This window comes from Amycolatopsis sp. (assembly GCF_036008905.1).
GTDB lineage: Bacteria > Actinomycetota > Actinomycetes > Mycobacteriales > Pseudonocardiaceae > Amycolatopsis.
The window spans coordinates 1-22,239 of sequence record NZ_DASYMU010000181.1 but is presented as its reverse complement, the minus strand read 5'-3'; the positions used below and the strand labels follow the sequence as shown (position 1 = coordinate 22,239).

At 67.9% G+C, this 22,239-nt stretch carries 21 protein-coding genes; 7 read left to right on the top strand and 14 right to left on the bottom strand.

The annotated features are described in order from the left end of the window. Window positions 1–144: 144 nt before the first annotated feature. Genes VGP60_RS30280 through VGP60_RS30260 form a run of 5 tightly spaced genes read right to left on the bottom strand, consistent with a single transcriptional unit; the run spans window position 145 to window position 5,598 of the window. Window positions 145–1,113, bottom strand: coding sequence for a prenyltransferase (locus VGP60_RS30280; RefSeq protein ID WP_414640426.1), 969 nt, complete (start codon window positions 1,111–1,113; stop codon window positions 145–147). Next, window positions 1,113–1,817 carry a class I SAM-dependent methyltransferase gene (locus VGP60_RS30275; RefSeq protein WP_327551552.1) on the bottom strand — a complete coding sequence of 235 codons (705 nt, stop codon included), beginning with the start codon at window positions 1,815–1,817 and terminating at the stop codon, window positions 1,113–1,115. The genes VGP60_RS30280 and VGP60_RS30275 overlap by 1 nt, the downstream gene beginning before the upstream one ends. Further along, entirely contained in the window at window positions 1,811–3,013 is a 1,203-nt protein-coding gene (locus VGP60_RS30270) for a glycosyltransferase family 4 protein (RefSeq protein WP_327551551.1), read from the bottom strand. The genes VGP60_RS30275 and VGP60_RS30270 overlap by 7 nt, the downstream gene beginning before the upstream one ends. 3 nt (window positions 3,014–3,016) lie before the next feature. After that, window positions 3,017–3,190: a hypothetical protein gene (locus VGP60_RS30265; protein ID WP_327551550.1), complete on the bottom strand. Its 174-nt coding sequence runs from the start codon at window positions 3,188–3,190 to the stop codon at window positions 3,017–3,019. A 17-nt stretch (window positions 3,191–3,207) separates the two neighbouring features. Beyond that, window positions 3,208–5,598, bottom strand: a complete 2,391-nt coding sequence (locus VGP60_RS30260; RefSeq protein WP_327551549.1) for a caspase family protein — start codon at window positions 5,596–5,598, stop codon at window positions 3,208–3,210. A gap of 22 nt (window positions 5,599–5,620) precedes the next feature. Between VGP60_RS30260 and VGP60_RS30255 the strand changes: the two genes are divergently transcribed. Continuing rightward, complete coding sequence (locus VGP60_RS30255; RefSeq protein ID WP_327551548.1) at window positions 5,621–6,550, top strand: hypothetical protein; 930 nt, start codon at window positions 5,621–5,623, stop codon at window positions 6,548–6,550. 121 nt (window positions 6,551–6,671) lie between these two features. Next, complete coding sequence (locus tag VGP60_RS30250; RefSeq protein ID WP_327551547.1) at window positions 6,672–7,697, top strand: glucosyl-3-phosphoglycerate synthase; 1,026 nt, start codon at window positions 6,672–6,674, stop codon at window positions 7,695–7,697. On the opposite strand, the gene VGP60_RS30245 is transcribed toward VGP60_RS30250, so the two are convergent. After that, the gene (locus VGP60_RS30245; RefSeq protein WP_327551546.1) at window positions 7,654–8,550 is read right to left on the bottom strand and encodes a sterol desaturase family protein; all 897 of its coding nucleotides are present in this window, start codon (window positions 8,548–8,550) and stop codon (window positions 7,654–7,656) included. The genes VGP60_RS30250 and VGP60_RS30245 overlap by 44 nt on opposite strands. Before the next feature lie 57 nt (window positions 8,551–8,607). Here VGP60_RS30245 and VGP60_RS30240 point away from each other — a divergent pair, with 57 nt between their 5' ends. Next, window positions 8,608–9,216, top strand: a complete 609-nt coding sequence (locus VGP60_RS30240; protein ID WP_327551545.1) for a TetR/AcrR family transcriptional regulator — start codon at window positions 8,608–8,610, stop codon at window positions 9,214–9,216. 102 nt (window positions 9,217–9,318) lie between these two features. On the opposite strand, the gene VGP60_RS30235 is transcribed toward VGP60_RS30240, so the two are convergent. From VGP60_RS30235 to VGP60_RS30200, 8 genes are all read right to left on the bottom strand, one after another. Further along, a complete protein-coding gene (locus tag VGP60_RS30235; RefSeq protein ID WP_327551544.1) occupies window positions 9,319–11,358 on the bottom strand; it encodes a PQQ-dependent sugar dehydrogenase in 2,040 nt (679 codons plus the stop codon). Window positions 11,359–11,468: 110 nt separating this feature from the next. Then, window positions 11,469–12,194 (bottom strand): GvpL/GvpF family gas vesicle protein, encoded by a 726-nt coding sequence (locus tag VGP60_RS30230; protein ID WP_327551543.1) that lies wholly within the window; start codon window positions 12,192–12,194, stop codon window positions 11,469–11,471. Continuing rightward, window positions 12,191–12,553 (bottom strand): gas vesicle protein GvpJ, encoded by a 363-nt coding sequence (gvpJ, locus tag VGP60_RS30225; protein ID WP_327551542.1) that lies wholly within the window; start codon window positions 12,551–12,553, stop codon window positions 12,191–12,193. Before gvpJ (VGP60_RS30225) ends, VGP60_RS30230 begins: the two co-directional genes overlap by 4 nt. Next, entirely contained in the window at window positions 12,550–12,828 is a 279-nt protein-coding gene (locus VGP60_RS30220) for a gas vesicle protein K (protein WP_327551541.1), read from the bottom strand. Before VGP60_RS30220 ends, gvpJ (VGP60_RS30225) begins: the two co-directional genes overlap by 4 nt. Further along, on the bottom strand, window positions 12,825–13,001 hold the full coding sequence (gene gvpJ, locus VGP60_RS30215) for a gas vesicle protein GvpJ (protein WP_327551540.1): 177 nt from the start codon (window positions 12,999–13,001) through the stop codon (window positions 12,825–12,827). Before gvpJ (VGP60_RS30215) ends, VGP60_RS30220 begins: the two co-directional genes overlap by 4 nt. Beyond that, window positions 12,994–13,749: a GvpL/GvpF family gas vesicle protein gene (locus VGP60_RS30210; RefSeq protein WP_327551539.1), complete on the bottom strand. Its 756-nt coding sequence runs from the start codon at window positions 13,747–13,749 to the stop codon at window positions 12,994–12,996. Before VGP60_RS30210 ends, gvpJ (VGP60_RS30215) begins: the two co-directional genes overlap by 8 nt. Beyond that, the gene (locus VGP60_RS30205) at window positions 13,746–14,096 is read right to left on the bottom strand and encodes a gas vesicle protein (RefSeq protein WP_327551538.1); all 351 of its coding nucleotides are present in this window, start codon (window positions 14,094–14,096) and stop codon (window positions 13,746–13,748) included. Before VGP60_RS30205 ends, VGP60_RS30210 begins: the two co-directional genes overlap by 4 nt. Window positions 14,097–14,118: 22 nt before the next feature. Next, window positions 14,119–14,472: a gas vesicle protein gene (locus VGP60_RS30200; RefSeq protein ID WP_327551537.1), complete on the bottom strand. Its 354-nt coding sequence runs from the start codon at window positions 14,470–14,472 to the stop codon at window positions 14,119–14,121. A gap of 307 nt (window positions 14,473–14,779) precedes the next feature. Between VGP60_RS30200 and VGP60_RS30195 the strand changes: the two genes are divergently transcribed. The 4 genes from VGP60_RS30195 to VGP60_RS30180 all read left to right on the top strand — a co-directional run bounded on the left by VGP60_RS30195 (window position 14,780) and on the right by VGP60_RS30180 (window position 22,161). Beyond that, on the top strand, window positions 14,780–15,295 hold the full coding sequence (locus VGP60_RS30195) for a hypothetical protein (RefSeq protein ID WP_327551536.1): 516 nt from the start codon (window positions 14,780–14,782) through the stop codon (window positions 15,293–15,295). Between the two features lie 118 nt (window positions 15,296–15,413). After that, window positions 15,414–16,895 carry a hypothetical protein gene (locus VGP60_RS30190; RefSeq protein ID WP_327551535.1) on the top strand — a complete coding sequence of 494 codons (1,482 nt, stop codon included), beginning with the start codon at window positions 15,414–15,416 and terminating at the stop codon, window positions 16,893–16,895. 61 nt (window positions 16,896–16,956) lie between these two features. Further along, window positions 16,957–17,697 carry a hypothetical protein gene (locus VGP60_RS30185; protein ID WP_414640425.1) on the top strand — a complete coding sequence of 247 codons (741 nt, stop codon included), beginning with the start codon at window positions 16,957–16,959 and terminating at the stop codon, window positions 17,695–17,697. A gap of 12 nt (window positions 17,698–17,709) precedes the next feature. Next, window positions 17,710–22,161, top strand: coding sequence for a hypothetical protein (locus tag VGP60_RS30180; protein ID WP_327551533.1), 4,452 nt, complete (start codon window positions 17,710–17,712; stop codon window positions 22,159–22,161). Window positions 22,162–22,239 lie beyond the last annotated feature (78 nt).

Here is a 22,239-nt window from a genome sequence, read left to right as displayed (position 1 = left end):
GTGTCCCCCATCGAGTGAACTTTCCGTGGAGGCGGGGATCTGCTGGCCTCCTTGCGAAGCGAGTTACAGTCGCTACGCAACAACAAGTCCCGGCCTCGGCGAGGTGAGCGCGCCGGAAACCCGACCAAAGACCACCCATCCAAGCTACGGCAAGGCAAACCCGCTGAGTTCGCCAAAAACGGCCAAGGTGGCAGGTTCTGTGTCGAGGGCCGCGTGGGCGAGCAGGAGCGCACCAGCGGTCCACGTGGTGCGCTCCTCAGGCCAAAGCACATCGTTTGTGAACTGATAACCGGTCCAATAAGAACCGTCGTCGTGGCGCAGCCGCTCGATATCGGCGAGCAGCTTCTCCGCGCGGTCGCGGTCGCCGCGGGCAGCCAGGGTGAGCGCCAGTTCCGCGGTTTCACCGCCGGTCACCCACGGCTGGTCGTGCACACACCGCACGCCGAGGCCCGGTTCGACGAATCGGTCCCATCCGGTGCGAAGACGCTCGTCCGCGGCCTCACCGGTGAGCACGGAGCCCAGCACGGGGTAGTACCAGTCCATCGCGTGCGGCTTGGGCGTGAACAGGTGCGGGCGGCCGACGACGGCGTCGCGCAGGTGGTCGGCGGCGCTGTCCCAGTGCGGTCGTGGCCGGCCCAGCCGGGTCGCCAGGGCGCTCGCGTGGCGCAGGGCGTGGTGAATGCTGCAACACCCGGTCAGCAAGGCCTCGGAAGATCCTGTCCGCCAGCCGATTTCTCCGCCGGGGCGCCTGAGTCGCAACACGAATTCGATGGCGCGGTCGACAGTCGGAAAAAGCCGTTCCAGAAAACGCTCGTCGGCGCGGATGAGACCGTGGTGGGTCACGCCGACAGCCACATACGCGCTGAAGTTGCTGTCCCGGGCGCGATCGGTGACACCGCCGGTGTATCCGGCGAACCAGGAGCCGTCGGCGTTCTGGTTCGCGGCGAGCCAGAGGTACGCTGCCTCGGCTTCGGCATGGAGCCCGGCGACGTCCAGTCCCATCGCGGCTTCGCCGTGGTTCCATGGATCGAGCGTGCCGCCCGCCTCCCAGGGAATGCCACCGTCCGGGCGCTGCGCGGCGGCGATGGTGGCCGCCGTCGCGTCGACGTCCATCACGGCTTGCGCGCGTAGACGACGAAACTCTTGCCCAGCACCGGGTTCAGCGCCTGCTCGGCCCGCCGGACCCAGCTCTGCCCGTGCATGATCTCCCAGACGAGCAGCTCGTGATACTTGCGGACGAGCAGGTTCTCGTCGTCGAGGCCGGCGCATTTCAGCCACCAGAACGGCGAATGCAGCGCGTGCGCGTGATGCGTCCCGATCGGTTCCAGGCCCGCGTCACGCAACCGGCCGAGCAGTTCACCGCGGCGGTAGATCCGCACGTGCCCGCCTTCGACTTCGTGGTATTCCGTGGAAAGCGCCCAGCAGACGCGTTCCGGCCACCACCGGGGCACCGTGACGGCCAGGAGTCCGCCCGGTTCGAGGACACGGGCCGCTTCGGAGAGCGCGGCCCGGTCGTCGCCGAGATGCTCGAACACCTCCGCCGCGATCACCCGGTCGAAGCTGTTGTCCGGGAACGGCAACGCGAACGCGTCACCCCGGAGTGCGAGCGCGCTGGCGTCAGCGGGCGCTTCCCCGGCTTCGGCGATGCCGAGGAACATGTCGTGCACGTGCTTGAGCGCGATGTCGTCGAGGTCGACGGCGACGACGTCCGCGCCGCGTTTATAGGCCTCAAAGGCGTGCCGTCCGTCTCCGCAGCCCAGGTCGAGCACCCGGTTTCCGCTTTCGGTGGGAAACCGGCCGAAGTCGACGGTCAGCAAACGAATGCTCCTTGCTCTTGCCCCAGCAGCCGCCGGTAGTGCCCGACGGTCTCCTCCGCCGTACGCCGCCAGCTCATCGTCGCCGCTCGGGCGATCCCCGCGACGGCGAGCCGCTTGCGCAGACCGGGGTCGTCGAGCAGTCGGTTGAGGGCCGTCGCGAGCGCGTCCGGGTCACCGGGCGGGACGACGATCGCGGCGTCCCCGACCACCTCGGGTAGCGCACCGCCTGAGGTGACGACCAGCGGTGTCCCACAAGCCATCGCCTCGATGGCCGGGAGTGAGAAACCCTCGAAAAGCGAAGGGACACAAGCGATTTCCGCACCGGCTATGAGTTCCGCGAGCTCTTCGTCGGCTATTCCGCTGACAAAGCGGACCGGAGCTTCCAGCCGGGCGATCAGCTTGGCCGTCTCGCCTCCGGCCTTCAGCTTGCCGACGACCACGAGTTCGACCGGACCGAGTTTGGGCAACGCCGTCAGCAAATGAGCCAGCCCTTTCAACGGTTCGTCGGCGCTGGCCGTCGTGACTATCCGGCCGGGCACCTTCGCGATTTCGTTGCGTGACCGGAAAACCCGGGTGTCCGCGCTCAAGGAGACCACCTCCGCCGTGACTCCCATGTGTTCGGCGACAGCCACTCGGGAAGCGTCCGAGACGGTCACGACCGCGCGCAGTCGCCGCGCCACCCGGTGCTGCATACCCAGGAACCCGTACCAGCGCTGGACTCCCGCGTTCCCGGCCGCCAGACTCAGGTCTCGGTCGATGGCGATCGGGTGGTGGACCGTGGCCAGCGTCGGGATCCGGCTCGCCAGCAGGCCGTAACCGAGTCCCTGGTTGTCGTGGACCACGTCGAACTCACCGCGCCGGCGGAACAGCCGCCACGCGGCACGCAGCGAGAACGCCAGCGGCTCGGGAAAGCCTCCCCGGCGCATGACGAGGTACTCGACCCAGTCCGGCAACCGGCGAAGCTCCCGAAAATCCGGGCGGCGAAAGGGATTCGGCTCGGCGAACAAGTCGAGGCCGGGGACTTCCGTCAGCCGTACGCCTGGATCGAGCTCCGGGTACGGCGGGCCGGAGAACACCTCGACGTGGTGACCGAGTTCGACGAGCTCCCGGCTCAGGTGCCGGACGTAGACACCCTGACCACCACAGCGCGGATTGCCGCGATAGGTGAGCAACGCGATCCGCAGCGCGCCGTTCACCCGTCACTCCTGTGGGCCCCAGAAGTCAAGCTGCTCACGGATCTTGCGGACCTGCTCATGCCGTTCGCCGAGCACTTCGACAGCGTCCGGGAGTTGCGCTGTCCACTCTGCCAGTGCCTCGGTGATCTGACCGGTTTTGGCGTACAGCAGCGCGCCGAAGAATCGAAGGTCGAGCACATCGGGATGGCGGTCATTCAGCGTCCGCCTCTGCTGGACTCGGATTCGCCGGTAGAGGTCCAAAACTTCGGGGGGGGGTGCGCCATTTCCCCGCTCCAGAACACGATGTTGGTCCCGATCTTGACCACGAGCTCGTCGTCGATGCCGAACAGCCGCTCGGCCACGGGGAATAGTTCCTGGGACAGGCGAAGGGATTCTTCGCGGTCCCCGCATTTCCCGGTGGCGACAGCGAACAGATGGCGGGCGTGGATCGTCTCCCGATCGGTTTCGCCGACCGCTTCGGCGGAGTCCGCCGCGAGGGTCAGGAACGCCACCTTCGCCTCCTCGTGCCGCCCGAGTTCCATGAGCAGGTAGGCGATGTTGTTCCGGATGATCAGCAGTTCCCGGTCCGTCGCCCGCAGACCCCCTTGCGCTGTCGGCAGCAGGTCCAAGAACTGGGCGAGAGCGGAAGCCGGGTCACCGGCTTTCCCCGTCCAGGTCGCGAGCCTCGCCCGGCACTTGAGCGTGAGTGGATCGGTCGCTCCGCGTTTGCCGGACACACGTGCCAACCACTTCGCCCAGCGTTCGCGGTTCTCGACGGGTATTTCGGATGGGCGATCTTCCAGGCTCAGAACGGCTTCTTCGTACCGACCGGCCAGCCACAGGTGTTCGGCTTCGGACGCCCTGGCGTAAACCTGTTCGGGTGTCTTGCGCGCGTTGTCCTCCACCGGTGCCATCTCCCGTGTCGCGTCCGCCAGAAACCCTTGCCACGCCGAGGACCCACGCAACCCGGCGCGGAGGCCGGCCAGCTTGACCTGCTCGGCGTCGGTACCGGGACTACTGCGTTCGACCCCGAACCTTCCCAGCCGCGCGAGCGCGTCGCGCACAGTGGACGGACGCTCGGGACCGCCTGCCCGGCGGCTCGCCGCGGCGAGGATCCCGATCGGCACCAGGCCCCGCTTCGCGGTGATGCGCAGCAGGCGCAGCACGACGCGGGTGGAATCCTCGACCACTTCTTCGGGTTCGGCGTCCGATTCCCAGTCGGCTTCCTCGGCTTCCTCGGGCGCCGTTGCCCCCTCGACGATCGGTCTGGAATCGTCGGGTTCCCGCGTCAGGCCGCCGATTTCATGGGCCCTGAAGGGAAGGGCGATCACGGTGGCGCCGGGGATCGTGGTCCAGGTTCCCGACGAGACCACGACGGCGACCTGGCCGAGTTCGGGATCGGCCGTCATTTCTTGTGTGGCGGCCAACAGGCGAGACCGGTCGGGCTCCGCCAGTGAGTCCACGTCGTCGAAGGCGATCCGGATCGGGCTCAGCTTGCCGAGTGCGCGCAACGGTCGCAGCACGGCCCGGTCGAACGCGCTGGCGTCCAAGGCTTCGTCGTCGCTCTGTTCGGCTTCCGCGAAGCCGGGGATGTTGCGCCGCAGCTGCCACGCCAGCTCGTCCGCGAGCTGCTCGAAGCTCATGCCGGAACTCAGGAAGAGCACCGCCTGCAGGAATCTCGGCGGGATGACCTGTTCGGCGACCGCGGGCCGCGCGAGCGCCGCGACCAAAGAGGACGCCCCGGAGCCGGGCATGCCGCGGACCTGGACGTAGCGGGCGCCGGTGAGCAGGTGCCCGACCACCTTGCCGAGCTCCGGCGTCGGCCGGTAGCCGCTGTTCAGTCGTTCGATCTCGGCCGCGGCCGGGTGGCCGAGCAGCGGGCGCCAGACGTCGGAGTTGTTCAGCGCGAGCCAGAGGCCCTCGTCGCCCTTCTCGACCGTGCGGACGCCGTCGAACGACAGGTGCACGGCTGTCTGCGTCGGGCAGAGGCCGCCGATCACGCGTTTGAGGTCTGGGCAGCGGACACGTTCGCCCAGTTCCGGCCGTCCCGCCCGCAGGATCTTGGCCAGCGAGCGGCTGAAACAGCCGTCGGCGGCGGTGCGTTCGTCGGAGGCGGTGAGCACTTCGAAGCGTTTGCCCGCTTCACCGACGATCCGGATCCAGCGCGTGGCCGCCTGCTGGGCCGCGATCCCGGCGTGGCAGGTGTCGAGCAGGATCACCAGGCCGTCGAGCAGCGAGTAGCGGCCGAGCAGTTCCTTGATCCGCTGCGCGAGGAGGAACGAGTTCCGGCTGTTGACCGGGTCGGTGGTGTCTTTGGTAAGAAAGTAGAAATCGTCGTCGGCGTAGTCGCCGTGGCCGACCAGCGCGATGAACAGCGTGGCTTCGTCCTCCGACGCCCGCTCGAAGGCTTCGGCGACGGCGTCGTCCAGCTCGACCATCGTCGGGTCGACGAGCATGCGGCGGCCGTCCGCGAGCGCCGGCACGCAACCGCCGACTTCGGGGTCGAGCAGGGCCTCGGCGACGTCCTTCGCCGCTTCCGGCAGAAAGGACAACAGGTTCAGCGACGCGCATTGTGACGCGATGACCAGAGCCCGCCGTTCTCCCACGTCGATCACGATACTGTGCGTCGTGGCTCGTATCGTCTTGGTGCACGGCATCGCGCAGGAACAGAAGTCGGCCGACACACTCGAAGCCGAGTGGTTGCCCAGTCTGGCCGGTGGTGTTCGCACCGCCGGGTATCCCGAACTCGCCGACAGCCTCTGGCGTGGCGCGCGGCCGGGGGAGGCCGAGGCACGGATGGCCTTCTACGGCGACGTGTTCACCCGGCCGGATCAGCAGGGCGCGGCCGACGAACTCACCGAAGCGGATTGGCTCTTCGCTGAGGCACTGGCGGAGGAATGGCTGGCCAGGGTCGCCGAGACGGCTCCGCGCGAGTCCGATCAGGCGCAGGCTCGGCGTGAGCTGGAGAATCTCCACGGACAGGCGGGGGAGCAGCAGGGTGTGCGCGCGGCGGTGCGGCCGGTGCTCAACGCGCTGGTGCGGCTGCGCCCGTTCGCGCGGTTCGGAGTCGCTTTCGCCGAGCGGCTCGTCGTCAAGGCGTTGCGGCAGGTGACGCTGTACCTCACCGACGAAACCGTGCGCGAGCGTGTCCAGGAGCGGGTTTCGGCGCTGATCGGGCCGGAAACCGAGATCGTCATCGGCCATTCGCTCGGTTCGGTGGTGGCCTACGAAGCCGCGCACCGGCTGGACCGGCCGCTGCCGCTGCTGATCACCGTCGGATCGCCGCTGGGCCTGCGCAACGTCGTCTACGAGCGCACGCGCCCACAGCCGCCGGGCGTCCCGCCGCAGGTCGCGCGGTGGGTCAACCTCGCCGATCGTGACGACCTCGTCGCCGCGCGGCCGGATCTCACCGCTTTGTTTCCCGGCCCCGGCGGCGTTTTGGAGAGCGGTTACACCGTGGACAACGGGTCGAAACCCCACGAAGCGGCCTTTTACCTGGCAAAACCCGAGGTGGGTACCCAACTCGCGCGGATCCTCACCGGTGGTGGCCTGAGTTAACAAGACCGCTTTTCCCGCCCGTTTTCGTAACGCAGCGGTTTCACGCACGCGCGTAGAACGGAAACGGGACGGGCCGACGCTCGATCTTGGAGAAACGGCCCGTCGAGGGGAAGGGGATCGCATGCGCACGAACAGGACCAACAGTGAGCGCACGCAACTGAAGGTTTCTTCGGAGGTCGATACCTGGCTCGCCAGGCGCAGCAGCAAAGCCGCCGACTGGACCGCCGCCGAACTGGTCGAAGCCAAGCGTGGCACCCGCGTCAGCGTGGTCATCCCGGCGCGTGACGAAGAGGCGACCGTCGGGGACATCATCCGCACGATCCGCCGTGACCTGGTCGAGGAACACCAGCTTGTCGACGAGATCCTCGTGGTCGATTCGCGGTCGCAGGACGCGACCGCGCGGGTCGCCATGGAAGCCGGGGCGTCGGTAGTCGCCCAGGACTCGGTCATGCCCGAGCTCGGGGGACTCGCGGGCAAGGGCGAAGCGCTCTGGAAGGGCGTGGCCGCCACGACCGGCGACATCGTCGTGTTCGTCGACGGCGACCTCTACGACTTCACCAGCGAGTACGTGACGGGACTGCTCGGCCCGCTGTTGACCGACCCGTCGGTCGCCTACGTGAAGGGCTTCTACCACCGTCCGCTGGTCGGTGTCGCCAGCACGGAGGCCGACGGCGGCGGCCGCGTCACCGAACTGGTGGCCCGGCCGATGCTGAACATGTACTGGCCGGAGCTGGCCGGGTTCGTGCAGCCGCTCGCCGGTGAGTACGCCGGACGGCGTGAGGTGCTCGAAGCCATCCCGTTCGTCGCGAACTACGGCGTCGAGGTCGGGCACCTGATCGACTTGCTCGAGCTGCATGGGCTCGACGCGCTCGCGCAGGTCGACCTCGGGCGCCGCGTGCACCGGCACCAGACCACGCAGGCGCTCGGGCGGATGTCGGGGCAGATCATGCTCACCATGTTCGACCGCCTGGAACGCTACGGACGGCTCGTTTCGGCGACGCCGCCCGCGACCCTGCTCGCGCAGTTCCAGCGCGGCGAGGGTGACAACGGTGTCGAGCGCGAGATGGTCCTCACCGACTTGACCTGCGCGCAGCGGCCTCCGCTCACGTCGGTGCGTCCGCCGGCCGAGCTGAAAGAGACGGCGTAACGGCGTGTTCGGGCCGCCACCCCGGCGGCCCGAACACGTACCCCGCCTTTTCACGCCATTTCCCGGCTCGGCGGACGTCGCGGAGGATCGAGCCGTACTCGTGGAAACCGACCTTGAACAGGTTGTACGTGTTGATGTTCTTCGTCAGCCCGTAGGTCGGCCGGTGCGCTTCGGGGACGAAACTGCGGAACATCCGGTCGCAGATGATCAGGATTCCGCCGTAGTTCGCGTCCAGATACTCGGTGTCGCTCCCGTGATGCACCCGATGGTGTGACGGGGTGTTGAACACGAACTCGAACCAGCGCGGCAGTTTCCCGATCTTCTCGGTGTGCACGAAGAACTGGTAGACGAGGTCGATCGACAGCCCGGTCAGGATCATCCACGGCGGAATCCCGGCCAGCGCGAGCACGGACCAGAACGGCAGCTGGAAGTACGGCGTCCACTTCTGCCGCAGCGCGGTCGAGAAGTTGTAGTGCTCACTCGAATGGTGGACCTGGTGCCCGGCCCAGAGCAGCCGGACGCGGTGACTGGCCCGGTGGTAGGCGTAGAAGACCAGCTCCTGGCCGAGCAGCATCAGCACCCACGTCCACCAGTCCCGCGGGTCGAGCTTGAGCGGCGTCGACTCGTAGAGCGCGGCGAAGACGAAGAGCATCACCAGCCGGAAGAACCCGTTGACGACCAGCGCCACCGTGCCCATCGACATGCTGGTGCGCGTGTCCTTCGCGCTGTACCCGAGCACGTTGTCGTCATGCCCCAGTACATGCACGGCCAGCACCTCGACGGCGACGAACAGGAGGAACACCGGTGTCGCCAGCAGCACCGGATCCCGCAGATGAGCCAGGAATTCAGCCACGATCTGACCTTTCAGTAACTTACCCTTGGGTCATTTACCCTAGGGTAAGATAGAGCGGTGACAGAGGCAAGGGCCGTCGGCACCAAAGGCATGCCCCGCGAAGAGCGGGAAGCGCAGATCGTCGACGCGGGCACCGAGGAGTTCGGCCGCCACGGCTACGGCGGCGCCTCCATGGTCGAGATCGCCCGGCGCGTGGGCGTCACGAAACCCTTGCTGTACCAGTACTTCGGGTCGAAAGACGGGCTCTACCTGAAGTGCCTGCACCGCGCCGGTGACCGCTTGACCGAAGGCGTCGCTTCGACGATGGCCGCCGGTGGCGCGCCCGAGCAGATGCCACTGGCGGTGCTGGGGGCGATCTTTTCGACGTTCGACCACGACCGGTACGCGTGGCGGCTGCTGCGGGACACGACGCTGCCTTCGACCGGGGAGATCGCCCGGGCGGCGGCCGATTACCAGCAGCGGCTGGACGAGTTCGCGATGATCGGGGCCACGCAGCTGATGAACGCGCGTGGCTTGACCGACGGTCGTGACATCGAGGCGATCGCGCTGGTGTGGACCGGGGTGGTGGACTCGCTGATCAGCTGGTGGATCAACCAGCCGGACGAGGACGCCGACGCGATGGTCGAGCGATGCGGGCGGATCATGAAGAACCTCTTCGGCTGGTGACCCGGTGCCCGGCGCTATGAACGGACCTTTCCTCGCGATTCTTGGGAGGAACGGTCCGTTCATAGCGTTGTGCACTCACCAAGCCGTGGTGAACGGACCCCGTTAGCCCGAGTAGACGATGTCGATATGCAGCACCCGGTCGTTGAAGTCCGTACCGTCCTTGTCCGTCGAGGTGGTCAACCAGATATCCCCCTGCTTGTCCACCTCGACCGTCCGCAGCCGGTCGTAGCTCCCCTGGAAGTACGTCTTCTGATCCACCAGGTTGCTGCTGGCGTCAATCTTCAACCGGTAAACCCGCTGCCCGACAGTCGTCGCCACGAAAATGTAATCGTTGATGATCGTCAGCCCACTCGGCGAAGCCTGGCTCGTCGACCAAGTCTTCTTAGGCGCGATAAACCCGCCACAACTTCCTTGGTTCCCCTCACAATTGGGCCACCCGAAGTTGCCGCCCTTGGTAATGAGATTGACCTCGTCGAGGCTGCTGTCGCCGAATTCCGCCGCCCACAACCGTCCCTTCGAGTCGAAGTCGAGGCCCTGCGGGTTGCGGTGGCCCATGCTCCACACGGCGTTGCCGAACGGGTTGTCCGACGGGATGGTGCCGTCGGGGTTGATGCGCAGGATCTTTCCGTTGAGTGAACCGGAATTCTGTGCGTTGGCGCCGTTCTGGGCGTCACCGGCGGTGGCGTAGAGCTTGCCGTCCGGGCCGAAGCGCAGGCGGCCACCGTTGTGGTAACGGTTTTTCGCGATGCCCTGGATCAGGATCTGGTAGCTGCTTTGCACGAGCGCGCCGTTTTCGTACTTGATCCGGATGACGCGGTTGCCCTCGCTCGCCGTGTGATAGGCGTACAGCCAGTGGTCGGTGGCGAAGTCCGGGCCGATTTCGAGGCCGAGCAGGCCGCCCTCGCCGCCGGTGCCGACGGCTTGGGAGATCTTGCCCGCCAACGTTTTCTGCCCGGTTTCCGTCAGCCGGTGGACGTTGAACGTGTTCCGCTCACTGAACAGCGACGAGCCGTCCGGCAGGAACACCACACCCCAGCCGACGTCGACACCGCTCGCGATCGTCGTTACCGCACCGGGATCCGGCACGCCCGCGCCGCCGCCGGCGGCCGGGGTCGCGCGGATTTCGTTGCTGAAGGCGGAGACGTTGCCCGCGGCGTCGCGCGCCCGGATCTTGAAGGCGTACTCCTTGTTCACTACGAGCCCCGCGACCGTAGTGGAAGTGGCGGTGCCGTCCGCGGTTCCGGTTTGGACACCGTCACGGAAGACGTCGTAGCCGGAGACCTTGACGTTGTCGGTCGACGCCGTCCAGGCGAGGTCGACGCTCGTTTCGGATTTCCCCGGCGAGCGAAGGGATCCCGGGGTGCTCGGCGCCTGCGCGTCCGGGGGTGCGGCGTCGGTTTTGACGATGACGTTGTTACTCGCCTGCGCGACGTTCCCGGCGGCGTCCTTCGCCAGCACGGTCCAGTCGTACTCGGTGTTCGACGCGAGGCCGTCGACGGTGGTGGCCAGCGTCGACCCGTCCACGGTCTTCATGTGCTGGCCGTGCTGGTAGACGTCGTAGCCCGTGACGCCGACGTTGTCGGTGGCCGCGTTCCACGCCAGCGAGACGCTGGTGGCGGTGTGGCCGGTCGAGCGCAGGCTCGTCGCGGGTTGTGGCGCCTGGGAATCGACTGCCGACACCGTCAGCTTGTCGACGTTCGGACCGCCGTCCGCGGTGGTGGAGGTCGCGCGGATCTTGTTGGCGCCGGCGACCAGATTCGCTCTGACGGTCTTGTCCTGCCACGTCGTCCACGCGCCGGTGCCGGGAAAGGAAAGGTCGTCGGAGACCAATGTCCCGTTCACCGAGATATCCATCGCGCGGTTTTGCGTGGTGCCGTGGGCGAATCGCAGCGTGAGGTCGGAAGCCGACGCGGCGGCCGAATTCACCGTCCATTCCACATAACTGCCCATGAGGTTGTCATAGTTGACGAAGCCGCGGCCGGTGAAGCCCGCCCAGTTGGATTCGACGAGGCCTTGGGAAATCGCGGCGTCTTCTGCTTCGTATTCGGTGGTCGCGGCTTGTGCGGACGGCGCGACAGCGACGGCTAATGCCGCCGTCACCGCGCACGACAGCACTATCGGCCATGGGGATCGGGGTGCCACAGAGGTCTCCTCAGACGTTTAGTTAAGAAGGTTACCTATCTGTGAAGCAGATCACACCACTTACCCGAGCTTCGTGTCAAGAATTTTCCTTAAGTGCCAACGGGCAGCGGCTACCATCCCCAGCGGGAGGCGGGTGCCGAATGCCGGTTCGCTTCGGTGCCGGTGGATTCGGTGAGGAAGCTGTACGCCGGTAGCGGGCCCACGAGTTCGGCGCCGAGGTTGTGCGGTAGTTCGGCGACGGCCGTCCGCACGGTCTCGAGTTCGCTGTGGGGTATCAGGAACGCGCGGCGTTCCTCGGTGTGTTCCCGCTCGGCCAAGGGAACCTCGTTTCGCGCCACTTCGGACACCGGTGCGAGCAAGGCATCCGAAGTAGCGCGTCGCCAGGTCACCAGCCGTCGCGCGATCTCCTCGCCGGCCCGGATCTGGCCGCCGAGGTCGGGGCCGGCGACGAATCGCCGCCGGTCGGTGCCTTCCTCGAAGACCGTGCGCAGCGCGGCGTCCTCCTCGAACCTCAGGTACACATGGACCTCGACGAGCCCGTCGAGCCGATCGAGCTGTCCGCGCAGTCTCGCCGCGCCGGGAGCGAGCACCTCCGTTCGGATGTCGCTCGCATCGGCCGCGGTGGTCCCGAACCGGAAGGGCACCACCGGGCCGTTCCGGACCAGCGCGCACAGCATGTCCAGGTGCGCCAAGGCATCCTGTTCGTTCAGCACATGCCCTGATGGCAGTTCGCTGACGATCACCGCCAGGTCCTGCCAGGCGACGAGCCGGAGCGGCGTGCCCTCGTGGGGCGGCGGATGGCCGGCCCAGGCGACACCGTGCAGGTTCAGCCTCACTTTTCCTCGGGGCCGGTGGCGGGCGCCGGGGCGGCCATCGCGGGCACGGGCTGCGGCGAGGGGGCGACGGCGACGGGCACCGAGGTGGTCAGCAATCCGTAGGTACCCGCGAGGCCTTGACCGGCGGGCACGGCGGGTGGCGTGGTGCCGTTGTTCGCGTCGCGGCGCGCCACCTCCAGTCGCAGCATCGCCTCCAGATAGCGGACATAGGTGTCGACGCTGGCGATCACCACCTTGATCTCGATGGCGAGGATCTCGATCCCGATCACCGAGACCCTGACCGACGCGTCGATCACGAGTCCCTTGTCCAGGAGGATGTTCAGTGCTTCGGCGAGGCCGCCGGTGACAGGGCTGCTCACGGTGGTGGGTTCCTTTCGGTTCGCGGTGCCGATTCGGTGTCTTGCCCGATCTCTGCCAGCGCGTCACGAATCTCGGCGAGCTGGCGGTCCAAAGCGATCAGCGCCTGGCCGAGCCGCTCCACCTGATCCGGTGAAAGTGATCCGGCGTCGACCCGGCGTAGTGCCTGCCTCTCCAGCAGGTCGCGCACTATTTCCAGCACGGCGATCACGACTTGGCCCAATCCCCGGCCGACATCGGCGGGAATCCTGAGCGGTCTGTCCGATGCGGGATTCACGTGAGCACGCCGTCGATCCCGACGAGCAACAGCCTGAGGTCGAGCCGGATCAGGTCGATGCCGGCCAATGAGATGATCAGGTCGCCGTTGAGCACGGCGCCCCGGTGAACCACCCGGTCGAGCAGATCGACAAGGCCGTCGGTGCCCGACGTGATCGCGTACTCTTCAGGCATCGGCCGCCGCCTTGGCGGGCAACTCCAGCCGGGTGAACGAATACGGCGGCCACGGACCGGTGACCACCATGGTCACCCCGGGTTCCTCACCGAGCCGTCCGGCTTCGGCGTGGAACACACTCTCTTGGTCCTCGGGCACCAGATACGCCGCGTCGATGAGCAGATCGGGTGCTCTCCGCCCGCGGGGCGCGCTTTCGGTGGCATGCTTCGACAACGCCTCGTGCAGCGCCTCGGCCACTTCCGCGCCTCGCCGTCGTGCTCCCAGAGTCTTGGCCAGCCGTTGACGGCGCATCGCCAAGTACTCGGTCCCGGACAAACCGTCCGCCGGGAGGTTCTCGGGCTCGGTGGCTTCGACGCGTCGCGCCCGGACGCTCCATTCCCGGTGTCCTTCGACCCGATCGAGGCAGGCGCTCGCGGGCGCGTGCCGGTCGGCGAGCAGTCGTACCGCCGCGTCCCGGTCGCGGACGATCGTGCCGAAGCGCAGCGGCAGCACCGGCCGGTCCCGGAACACCGCACGCACCACGGCGTCGTGCCGGCGTGCCAGTACGACCAGCGGATCATCTTCGGCGGGCTCGTCCGACCAGTGCGAAGCCTCCGTGCCGAGTTCGGTGAACGGTGCCAGGTCGACCTCCGCCACCACGAGGCCGAGACCCACGTGGGCGATCAGGTGCACGTCCGGATCGGGCGTACCACCGGCATCGAACGAGTGGTCACGGGTGATCGCGTAAGCGCAGAGTCCGGTGGTCATGGCCGGGCTCCCTTTTCCAACGCCGGCGCCCGCTCGCCCAGTACGCGTTCAAGCTCCTCGATCCGGCCGCGTAGCTCCGCGTTCTGCTGCTCCAGTTCTTTGCGCTGGTGCTGCCCGGAGGCGATCCGGTTGTCCTGTCCCGCCGCGTGTGGCGCGAAGAAAGGATCATTCGTCCACCAGTCCATACCCATTTCCCGTGCGGTCTGCGCGGACGCGATGAACAGGCGGATCCGCAGGGTGAGCAGCTCGATGTCAACCAGGCTGACGCCGATGTCACCCACGATGACCACGCCCTTGTCGAGCACGCGTTCAAGTACGTCGGCCAGCGAACTGGACCCATTGTCCACAGTGGAGTCACCTGCCTGATCGTCAGATGTCGGTAGTACCTCGGGTAAAGCGCCGAAGCCGTTCACAGGAGAGGAGTTCGCCATCGTTGTCGACGTCGACACGATAGGTGGCCATGACGCTCGTGGTGGCCGGAATCCTTTCCAGCTCAACCACATCGACCAGTACGGACCAATTCTTTTCGGGTGTTTTCCGAACGCCGGTGACACCGTCAGGTTCCCTGCCGGTCAGCAATCGGAACTGTTCCACAGCGACATGGATAGCGGACGCGGCCGTCATTTTACCGGCCGCGGCCTGGGAACTGTGCAACGTTGGTGGCGGCGGATCGTCTGGTGTCACGAAGTCGCTGGACGGCGTTTCATGCGGTGGCACTGTCATCAGCCACCTCATCGGCGCCGCGGAAAGTATGTTACCGGCGCCGGCACGGATCGGAATTATCCGCCCACCGCTCCGGGAGAGCGGTGGGCGCCATTGTTGAGCCGTTCCCTGAATTCGCTGCGATAGGTGGCGGAACAACCGTTCAGCCATTGAGCGGCAACAGGCCGCGTCCTATTTTGTTTATCACAAACGGGTAACTCCTCGCGTCGGTCCGAGACGTCACGGCGGAAAGGCTTGCCCGTCGGCCGACGGTGCCGTTCGAGGAGGCCGGGGACCGGTCCCCGGCCTCCTCGATACACTCGCCGGCATGCGGGTGGAACGACAGGTCGGGGTGCGGCTGTTCCACACCACGCGCGTTGACAGTCGCATGACTTCCACCACTTTCCATTACCGCGTCCAGCTGACGCTGCTCGATCGGCCGGAGACCGGCATACGCACTGGGTGGCTGCGCTGCGCGACCTGCGGGAACCTCGTCGGCTTGGGCATCCAGAGCGCCGAGCGCACCCGCGCGCGCAAGCGGCGCGAGCTGCTCGTGCTCGTTCTCTGCGTGATCGCCGGCGCCGGGTTGGTCGGCTATGTGGGCTCCCTGCCGGACGAAGGCGCTTCCGGCGGGCTGATCGCCGTCCTCGCGATCCTGGGCGTCGTGCTGTTCTTCGTGCTGGTCGTCTCCGGCTATCTGCTCCTCGCCGAGCAGGGAGTAGGCATCACCGAAGGACGGGCCAACGGCCCACATCGCACGCAGCCCTACGGCGCCGAGGGCGTGGCACACCTGCTGCGCAAACGCGAAAACACGCCGACTCCGTTCATCGACGACGAATTCTGATCGTCCTTGTACCCGTGCTCGTGAACTTCCACCACTCGTCGCCGCTCGTTTCACGCATAAGTTCGAAAGTAGCCGGTCACCCATGCGTGCGCCCGGCGACCGACTAGCCTGGCCAGCTGTGCGTGACACGGAGCTGATCGGTGGGGGATTGGCCGACGAGGGGCTGGCTCGTCGGCTGAAGGCGCTTGCCTGCACGGCGCCGCTGCACGACCTCGACGCCCGCAAGGCGAAGCTGGACTGGGCCGAGGCCACGGTCTATCAGATGGCCGAGATCGCGCTGCACACGATCGACCAGGTCGCCATCGCCATGGACTTCGACACCGGCGCCGACCATCACGAGGTCGTCCGCAGGCTGCAGCCGTTCATCGCGGCCCAGGCGCCCGGCCGCAAGGCCGACGAGCACGTCCGCGTCGGCCGCTGGGTGCTCGACAACCTGATCAACGTCGGCACCGCCGACCGCGGGTTCCGCCGCGTCTACGGCCATGTCGACGCGAACGGCGTCTACCAGCGCCGGGCGTTCGACTTCAAGCTCCTCATCGAGCTGGCCGCCCCCGACGGCGAGGTCTATCTGCGCGCCACCGACGAAGCGATCAACGTGCTGGTCGGCGCGCTCGACACCGACGTCGAGTCGGCCCATATCGCCGCCGAGGTCAAGCTCGAGAACCTGATCAACCGCGGCCGCCTCGCCGACGCCAAACTGGCCGCCGAGCAGGCCCGCTACCGGACCGTCCAGTACGGCGAGACGCTGCGCGCGAAGCTCGACGCGACCCGCCGGGACGTCCGCGCGGTCGACTGGGACACCGAGATGCCCGAGATGCTCGACTCGGCGCTCTCTCATATCGAGTCCCGCTTCCGCGCCGAGAACGCCATCCTCAAGAACATCACCATCGCCCGCGACGAGGCCGAGGACGTCGACCGCAAACGCCGCGCCGCCGAGCTCGTCGACATCGTCGGCGACTGCATCAGCCGGCACACGCAGCTCCAGTCGCGGCTGCAGGCCGCCGGCGCCACCTTCCGCGCCGAGCAGGACCGCCAGCAGTTCTCCGGCCCGCCGCAGCGCGCGACCATCGACCTGTTCGGCCAGCTGCTCGTGCCGACCCTCGAACTGCCGATCGCCGACGCCGTCAAGCCGGTCGAGCGGTTCTTCCAGGGCTCGTCGGGCCTGACGATCCCGGCCGTGCCGTCGCTGTCCGCGCTGGTCTCGCTCCTGCTGCGGCCCGCGCCCGAGCGCGACAAGCTCGTCGGGGAGGTGCCCGAACCGGAGCTCGTGCCGCCGGAGACACTGGACTACTACAGCGACGAACAGTGGCGGCACGCCGACGAGCTGCTTGACCTGCCGGAGGTGCCGCGCCGGCTGTCCGGGCTGCTGGCCGAGGCCCGCGAGATCGACCCGCAGCTGGCCCGCCTGGTCGCGCTGCGGGCGCTGCACTCGTACAGCCCCGAAGTGGCGGCCGCGGTCCGGCAGGGCGACGATCGGGCCCTGATCGCGATCGACGACGGCACGCTGCTCGACGACGTGGAGTTCGGTGGGGCGGACCTGCTCCTCGCGTCGGCCTTCATCGACCGCAGTGAACTGGAGATATCGGGGGAGCCTTCATGAGGGAGACACTGTGAGTATCACGGGGGACGCCGAGGCCGCCGCGCGCTTGGTCTCGTTCGGCATGCGGCCCAAGCAGCTGCCGGGCCGGGACGTCGTCTACGCCGAGCTCGTGCGCCGCTACGGCGAGGACAGCGCGTTCAAACAGCTGACCAACGCCGTCGCGTCGGGCCTCGGGCTCATGGTGCTCGACGTCAGCACGCAGTCGGGCGCGGTGCTGGCCGCCACCGACGAGTCCGTGTTCGAGATCAAGATGGACAGTTACGCCCGGCAGAGCAAGATCCGCGAACGCCGTGACACCGAGAAGGTGCTGCACGGGCTCGTGCATCTCGCGTCGGCCGCGCTCGGGTACCCGCGTCCGGACGATCTCGCCAACGACACCTACATCGGCCGCGTGAGTGTCGAGCAGGTCGACGGTGTGGTGCGGGAAGCGTGCCGGATCCTCGACGAGCGGGCGGCCAAGGCCGAGGAGAACAACGATCCACTGTCCGGCGCGCCCGAACTCGAACAGGCGTGGCGGGCCTACGCGCGACGCCCGGCCGCGGCGGCGACCAAGGACGGCAGGCTGGCTTCGGACACCACCCGGGGCATGGTGTCGCGGGCACTGCGTTTCCTTGCCGAGCAAGGGTTCCTGGTGCAGGTGAACGCGGAGCAGGGCGGCACGTACCGGACGACGCCGCGATATCAGGTGCAGGTCCGTGAGCTGGCCGCGGACAGCGCGTTCGAGGAGCTGCTGGCTTTGAACGTGGTCTCGGTCGGCGACGGCGCGGGCACGCTGCGTCCGTCCATTTCGGACACTCTTTAAAGGGGCGGGGAATTGTACGAGCTTGCGCGGGTCCGCCTGCATTCGGTCGGACCGGCCGGTGCGCGGTACCAGGACGTCCTGCTGGACCTCAGCGGTGTCGGCGAAGTGGTCAAGGCGCCGACCCAGGACGCGTTGTTCAGCGCCGGGATCCATTCGGCGGAGCAGGGACTGCCGCATCGGCCGTCGCCGGCGAGTGTGCTGTTCCTGGAGAACGGTGGCGGCAAGTCGGTTCTCATCAAACTGATCTTCTCGGTGATGCTGCCCGGACGCCGTCAGGTGGTCGGCACCACGAACACCCGCGTGCTGGAGAAGTTCGTCTCCGCCAAGGATGTTTCGCATGTCGTGCTCGAATGGCAGCACTCGGAGACCGGTGCCCGGCTGATCACCGGCAAGGTGTCGGAATGGCGCGGGCACGTCACTTCGTCCGATCCGGCGAACCTCGTCGACTCGTGGTTCTGTTTCCGGCCGAGCTCGTCTCTCGATCTCGACAACCTGCCGCTCACTGTGGACGGCCGCCTGCTGACGATGTCGGGCTTCCAGGAGAAGCTCGACGCCGGTCAGCACGACGAGCCGGAGCTGGAGCTTTTCTGGACCCGGCGGCACCACGAGTGGACCGAACGGCTCGATTCGCTGGGCCTCGACACCGAGCTTTTCCGTTACCAGCGCGCGATGAACGCCGGTGAAGGTGAAGCGGCGGACGCGTTCGCGTTCAACACCGACGAAGCGTTCGTCGAGTTCCTGTTGCGTGCGGTCATGGCCGAGGACGACCCGCGGGATCTCGCCGAAGTCGTACAGACCTACGCCCACAACCTGGGCCAGCGCGGCGACTTGCTCGCCGAGCGCGACTTCGTGGCCGGTGCTTTGGATCTGCTGACACCGTTGGCGGACGAGGAAGGCCTCGCGACGGCGTCGCGCAAGCTGGCGGCGAAGTCGCGCGCCGAAGCGCAGGCGCTGGCGGGTGCGATCACCGCGCGGCACAGCCTCGAATCCGAGCGCTTGGCCGGGCTGGAAGCCCACGTCGACGAGACACGCGACGCGGAGAAACTCGCCGAAGGTGACCACCGGCGGCTGGCCGCTGTCGTCACCGAGCTGCGCAGGATCGTCGCGGATCTGCGGCTGACGGCGGCCACGGAAGACAAGCAGCGCCTGGACGACGATGTCGCCGAGGCGCGGGCCACGGCCGAGGCCTGGCGCGAGACCGGTACGGTTTTGGGGCATGTCAACGCCGTCCGCAAGGCGGCCGACATCCGCGAGCTGGTGGGGGAGCGCGAGCAGACGGCGAAACCGGCGCTGCGAGCGAAAAACGCCGCCGCGTCCGCGCTCGCCAGGGGCTTGCTGGGCTTGGCCGCGGAAGCCGCCGAACAGGCGACGAACGCTGAACAGCGGGTCGAGGCCGTCCGTGAACAGGCCGCCGCCGCGCAGCAGGAGCGCGACGAAGCCACGGGCATGGCGGCGAAGTATCGCGCCGAACACACTCAGCTGACAGCGCGGATCGACGAGCTGCGGGTCGAAATCCGGCAGGCCGTGCGTGATGGCCTGCTGAGCGACGGCGGCGAGTTGGCGTCGGCCGCGCAGCAAGCCCGCAGCCGCGCCGAGAACGCGACCACCGAACTGGCTTCGCGTGAAGCGGATCTCGAACACGCCGCTGAGGAACACGCTGAAGCGCAAGGGGAACTGCACCGGTTGCAGCAGCGGGCGTCGAGCGCGCTGGCGCAAGCGGACCGGACCGCACTCGAACTGACCAGGGCGCACCGCCGGACGGACAGCCTCGCCGCGCATCCGCGTCTGCTGGAGCTGCTTGGCGGCGACAACGTCCAGCTGGAGACGGATACGCCGTCGTTGCTGAAGCGACTGCGCGAAGCCCGCGCGGAAGCCGAACGCGAACAGACGGCGTTGCGCATCGAGGAGTCCGTCGACGAGCGCGCGCTGGGTGCGTTGGGCGACGGCGGTCTGCTGCCCGAGCCGCCGGAAGTCCAGGCGGCGCTGGAAGTGCTGGAGCAGGCGGGAATCACGGCCTGGTCCGGCTGGCGTTATCTGTCCACAATGGATGCCAAGCAGCGCAAGCGGGTACTCGACAAGCTGCCGCATCTGGTCGGTGGTGTGCTGGTGAACGAAGCCAAGCAGCTGCCGCGCGCGAAAGCCGCGCTGGTGAAGGCGAAGCTGCTTCCGCGAGTCGTGCTGCCCTTGGGTACCACGGAATCCGTGCGGGACGAATCCGCCCAAATCGGGGTGTCTTCCGGTATTGAATTCCTAGTCCCGCCGAACCCGGCGATGTACGACGAGGACGCGGCCGACGCCGAGCGCGAGGCCATCGCCGAGAGGAACGCGCGGCGGCAGAAGCAGCTGGAAACGCTGACGACCGCCCTTGGTGACGACGCGTCGCTGGAATGGAAGCTCGCCACCTGGCGTGAGGACTACCCGGCCGGGGCCATTGGCACGCTGGCCGAGGAGGCCGACGTCGCCGCGACCGAGCTGGCGGAGGCCGAGTCCGCCGTCGACGCCGCTGAGCGTGTGCTCGCCGATCTGGCGGCCAAGCGGGCTCGGCTGCGCGAGGCGGTTCCCGCACTGCGTAACGAAGTCCGGACGGGTGACGAGCGTTCGCGGGCGCTCGTGGAACTCGCCGGGCGCGCCGCCAAGATTCCACAGTGGACGGATGCGGCGGAGCGCGCGCTGGAGATCGTCACCCAGGCCGAAGCGGAAGCCGCCGCGGCGGCGACGCGGGCGGCACGGTTCCGTGAAGAGGTCGCGGAGTTCCAGCGGACGGCCGACGGCCACCGCCGGACGGTCAGCAGCGCACGCGCCGAGCTGGCGGAAGTTCCCGGTGGTGGCGCGGTTTCCGAGGACGACCCGCTCCCGAAAGAACCGATCGACGCGCTGCGTCAGGCGTTCGCCGTCGCGAGCGACTCGTACGCGAAGGTCGAGGTCGGCAGCGATCTGCGGGCCGAGCTCGATCAGGCCGAGAGCGCGGAATCCGCGGCCAGGGCGGCGTTGGAGGCGCTCGACCCGGGCGTGCGCGAGCAGTCCGCGCAGCTGCTGGAGACCCCCGACGGCTCGGACGCGGCAACTCGCGCGGCCGCGTACGCCAGGGCCGGACGCACGGTGGCGGCGCTGGAAAACGAGCGGGGCGAAGCGATCGGTCTCGTGGCCACCCGCCGCGCGGAGCTGGAGCAGTTGCCGAAGCAGCCGGCGTCGCTGGAGCACTACGGGCGGCCGCGGGACATCGAGCACGGCAAGGAACTGATCGACATCGCCGCCGAGGAGGCCACCGCGGCGATGCGAAAATGGGAGGAGGCACAGACCTGGCGCTCGGAAGCCGAACACGTGCTGGAGTCGGCGAACTCGTCGGCCGCCGGGTTCCGGTTGCTGGCCGACTCGCTGGCGCACCTGGCGCCGGACGGCGAACCGGACTGGGTCTTCGACGCCGACGTCGAGAGCGCGCAAGCCCGCTTCAACAAGCTGAACGCGTCGCTCGCCGAGTCGGAAGGCGTCGTCGACCAGTCGGAGAAACGGGTCCGCGCGGCCGCCGACGCGCTGGCGCAGTACGCCACCGAGAAACGGTACGAGAAGCTCACGAGCCCGGTGCGGCAGCAGATCATCTCGGTGAAGCGGGACAGCCTGCCGGGCAACGCGGCCGAGTGGACGGTCGCGCTCAAGCCGCGGTTGCGCACGCTCACCGACGATCTCGCGCAGATCGACCGGCACCGCTCCGGCATCGTGTCGCGACTGCAAGGCATGGTCGACGGCGCGCTGCGGATGCTGCGATCGGCACAGCGCCTGTCGCGGCTGCCCGAAGGCCTCGGTGACTGGTCCGGCCAGGAGTTCCTGCGCATCCGCTTCGCCGAACCCGAAGAGGACGTCCTCGCCGAGGCACTCGGCGGTGTCGTCGACGAAGCCGCGATCGGCAAGACGAGCGACGGCCGCGACGTCAAACGCGACGGCGTCTCGCTGGTCCTGCGCGGCGTGCATGCCGCTGTCCCCAAGGGTTTCCGCGTCGACATGCTCAAACCGGACTCCGTGCTGCGGACCGAACGGGAACGCGTTTCGCAGATCCGGGACGTGTTCTCCGGCGGCCAGCAACTGACCGCCGCGATCATCCTCTACTGCACCCTGGCGGCGCTGCGGTCCAACAACCGCGGGCGGATGAAGAACCGGCACTCCGGCGTCCTGTTCCTCGACAACCCCATCGGCCGCGCCTCCGCCGGTTACCTCCTGGAACTGCAACGAGTCGTCGCGAGCGCACTGGGCGTCCAGCTGATCTACACCACCGGCCTGTTCGACGCCGGCGCCCTGAGCGAGTTCCCGCTGATCATCCGGCTCCGCAACGACGCCGACCTCCGGGCGGGGCGGAAGTACCTCTCGGTGGACGCGACCATCCGGAACCAGCTGGACGGCCTGGCCGACTCCGACGGCACCGCCCGTATCTCCGCCACGCGCCTCTTCGTGAGGCCGGGCAAAGACTCCTAACCGCGTCGCCGCTCCGCCCCGCTACGCCGCTACGCAGTCCCCCCAACGCGGCGTTGGGGGCACTCAACGCCCCCAACG

Bases quoted from the DNA above. Each gene is read 5' to 3' on its own strand.
- VGP60_RS30195 (WP_327551536.1), top strand. From the start codon at position 14,780: ATGCGGGTGGAACGACAGGTCGGGGTGCGGCTGTTCCACACCACGCGC.
- VGP60_RS30210 (WP_327551539.1), bottom strand. From the start codon at position 13,749: ATGACCACCGGACTCTGCGCTTACGCGATCACCCGTGACCACTCGTTC.
- gvpJ (WP_327551540.1), bottom strand. From the start codon at position 13,001: ATGCCTGAAGAGTACGCGATCACGTCGGGCACCGACGGCCTTGTCGAT.
- VGP60_RS30250 (WP_327551547.1), top strand. From the start codon at position 6,672: ATGCGCACGAACAGGACCAACAGTGAGCGCACGCAACTGAAGGTTTCT.
- VGP60_RS30200 (WP_327551537.1), bottom strand. From the start codon at position 14,472: ATGACAGTGCCACCGCATGAAACGCCGTCCAGCGACTTCGTGACACCA.
- VGP60_RS30185 (WP_414640425.1), top strand. From the start codon at position 16,957: ATGCGGCCCAAGCAGCTGCCGGGCCGGGACGTCGTCTACGCCGAGCTC.
- VGP60_RS30280 (WP_414640426.1), bottom strand. From the start codon at position 1,113: ATGGACGTCGACGCGACGGCGGCCACCATCGCCGCCGCGCAGCGCCCG.